The organism is Flavobacterium sp. (assembly GCF_003525665.1).
GTDB lineage: Bacteria > Bacteroidota > Bacteroidia > Flavobacteriales > Flavobacteriaceae > Flavobacterium.
In genome coordinates, this window is the sequence record NZ_DQDX01000059.1 from 6325 (window position 1) to 9450 (window position 3126).

Genomic DNA, 3126 nt, shown 5'->3' on the forward strand with positions numbered 1-3126 from the left:
AATTCCCGAAGCTTCGGGATTGCGCATTTTTGCAATCCTGTCATCCTGAGCCTGTCGAAGGACAACTTTCATTATATCTTTTTCTAAAAAGAAAAAGGATACCATTTCAGTCAGTCCCGAAACTTCGGGATATTAGACAATCCTTTTACCCTTTTGTCAACTTTTCTTACCTTCGCTGAAAATATGTCAGTATTGGTCAATTGGCACAATTTCTGACTAACCAAAAGCAACAATTAAATTTTAATAATTTATAAAATATACACATTATGGCATTAAACATTAAACCGCTTTCAGACCGCGTAATTGTGGAACCAGCAGCAGCCGAAACACAAACTGCTTCTGGAATTATAATTCCCGATACAGCTAAAGAAAAACCACAAAAAGGAACTGTACTTGCTGTAGGAAATGGTAAAAAAGACGAACCAATGACAGTAAAAGTTGGTGACACCGTTCTTTATGGCAAATATGCAGGAACCGATTTAAAGCTTGATGGGAAAGATTATTTAATAATGAGAGAAGACGATATTCTTGCAATTATTTAATTAGTATTAAGATTTGAGTATTAAGTATTAAGACTTAAATCTTAAAAAAATAATTCTTTAGGTTAAAAACAATTTAAATAACCTTGGAGTATGGCCTCAAGTTTCCTTGATTAAATTCGGAACGCCTGCTACAAAAACACAAGAAAATTATGCCAAGATCAGTAAATTCAGTTGCTAAAAGAGCAAGAAGAAAAAAGATAATGAAGCAAGCCAAAGGTTTCTTTGGTCGTCGTAAAAACGTTTGGACTGTTGCTAAAAACGCAGTTGAAAAAGCGATGGTTTATGCTTATCGCGATAGAAAACAAAACAAGAGAAACTTCCGTGCTCTATGGATTATGCGTATCAACGCTGGTGCTAGATTAGAAGGATTAAGTTACTCTCAATTCATGGGATTAGTTAAGAAAAACGGAATCGAATTGAACCGTAAAGTATTAGCAGATTTAGCAATGAATCACCCAGAAGCTTTCAAAGCTGTTGTGAATAAAGTAAAATAAAAAACGTTTGTACAACCAGTTTAACTTACTTACATAAAGAAAATCCCAGTCGAAAGATTGGGATTTTTTTTGTTTTAAAAGCAGACGCCAATCTTTCAATCAACACCTGTACTGCTTTTCGCTATATTCCCGATGAAAAATCGGGAGATGCCGCTTCAATCAGGGCTATATTAGAACAACTATTTTCAATAAACAACCTAACCAAAAACTTTTTCATTCTCACCGTCAAAACTCGCAAAAACCATACTTGGGTGCGAATCTTGGTGAAACATGTTTCCGTCTTTATCAATGGCAATTGCACCTGCAAAACCATCATAAGGCTTCAATTCTGTAAAGGTTTTTTCGAACGCTTTGTCTAATGGGAATCCATCTGTGACACGAGTTACAATTTTAGCAGCGGTCGCATTACTTACAATGTCCTCGCCTACTCCAGTTAAACTTACACCACAAAACTCATTCACATAGTTTCCAGCAACGGTAGCGCTATCAGATATTCTTCCTGGAATTTCAAATCCTTTTCCGCCAGTAGAAGTTGCAGCAGCGAGATTTCCGTTTTTATCTAATGCTACGCATCCTACAGTTCCAGTTCCGGTTGCAGCTAATTTCGCTTCATATTCGGCTCTTCGCTGTGGAATTTCTGTAGAAAATATTTCAAATCCGTGTTGTCTTGCAAAATCGGTTGCTCCACTTCCACCCAAGACTCTATCATCAACTTTCATCAATTCTAAAGCAACTTGTATCGGATTTTTAACTTCTTCAATATTAATGACACCACTAAACTTTTGTGTTGTTCCATCCATCAAAGAAGCACTCATTCTAATTTTGCCATCACTTTGAATCTGAGAACCAATTCCTGCATTAAACAATGCATCATCTTCCAATAATGAAACTGCATAAACAACTGTTTCAACAGCAGAATGCGTTTGCAAATAAGCATACGAATCTTTTACAATTCGCAATAATGCTTCTTGTTTAGCAACCTTGGTTTCGTGATTGGTAGAGGATTCTGAGAAAAAACCGCCGTGAATTATTATTTTCATTGTTTGTAGTTTGTGGTTAGTGGTTTATAGTTTGTAGTTAACGCGTAACTATAAACTATAAACAACAAACTTATTTTAAACGTATTGTGACGATTTAATAGTCATTTTAAAAGTATCCAAATCAAACGTATCATTCTTACTCATTACGTGTGTAACTAAATGATTAATCGAAATTGGCTGACCTAATTCTACTTGAGTTAAATTCGTGTCTTTCACTTCACGACCATCAACTAAAATAACAAGTCCCGAACCAATTGCTTCCATCTGACGACCATTTGTGATTAACAAACCTGTGTCTTCTCCAAGTCCAATTCCGAGAACTTTGGGGTTTCCTACAACCGCTTGAAAAAGTCTACCAATGCGTCCGCGTTGCACAAAATGGGTATCGATGATTACACCATCAATTAATCCTAATCCAGATGTAATTTTTACTTCGCCTTTCAACAAAGCTTCACTACTACTTCCTTGATAAATCATGCTACTAGAAGCCGCAGCTGCACCAGCCGAAGTTCCTGCATATATGAAATCTTCATTTATGTATTTTTCTCGTAGAATATCATCAAATTGTGTTCCGCCTAAAATAGAAGTCAATCGCAATTGATCGCCACCAGTAAACATCACTACATCTGCAGCTCGTAAACGTGCTAAAACTTCAGGATCCATTGCTTGTTCACGACGTACAATGTCCAAAATATCTACATTATTTGCACCCAGATAATTTAAAGCCTTAACGTATTCTGGCCCAATTTCTTTTGGGATTTTAGAAGCGGTTGTAATTACTTCAATTCTAGATAATTCCTTAAGTTTTGATTCTTTTATGACTCTTTTTAAGATTCCTTCTTCAAAAAAATTCAAGTTCTTTGGAGCATTTCTGTCCAAATTCGTTTCAGTAAAACTGCCCTTGTCAACAGCTCCACCAATTATAATTAATTTTCCTCGTATGTTCATTTTGTAAAAATAAATAAAAAGATATAACGTGCAATTATTGACCACTTTTTTTTCAAATAATTTATTACCAAAAAAAGTTGATAATTTTAGTCGAAATAAATT

Annotated in this window: 4 protein-coding genes; 2 read left to right on the forward strand and 2 right to left on the reverse strand. The window is 35.3% G+C overall.

From position 1 onward, the window contains the following. Positions 1 to 266: 266 nt before the first annotated feature. Together groES and rplT are read left to right on the forward strand one after the other, a co-directional pair. Positions 267 to 542, forward strand: coding sequence for a co-chaperone GroES (gene groES, locus DIU01_RS04170; protein WP_035125548.1), 276 nt, complete (start codon positions 267 to 269; stop codon positions 540 to 542). Between the two features lie 149 nt (positions 543 to 691). Next, positions 692 to 1036 (forward strand): 50S ribosomal protein L20, encoded by a 345-nt coding sequence (gene rplT, locus DIU01_RS04175; protein WP_035124202.1) that lies wholly within the window; start codon positions 692 to 694, stop codon positions 1034 to 1036. A gap of 197 nt (positions 1037 to 1233) precedes the next feature. On the opposite strand, the gene DIU01_RS04180 is transcribed toward rplT, so the two are convergent. Further along, positions 1234 to 2076, reverse strand: coding sequence for an isoaspartyl peptidase/L-asparaginase (locus tag DIU01_RS04180; protein ID WP_290831989.1), 843 nt, complete (start codon positions 2074 to 2076; stop codon positions 1234 to 1236). Between the two features lie 75 nt (positions 2077 to 2151). Continuing rightward, positions 2152 to 3024: a cyanophycinase gene (locus tag DIU01_RS04185; protein ID WP_290831990.1), complete on the reverse strand. Its 873-nt coding sequence runs from the start codon at positions 3022 to 3024 to the stop codon at positions 2152 to 2154. Positions 3025 to 3126: the final 102 nt, after the last annotated feature.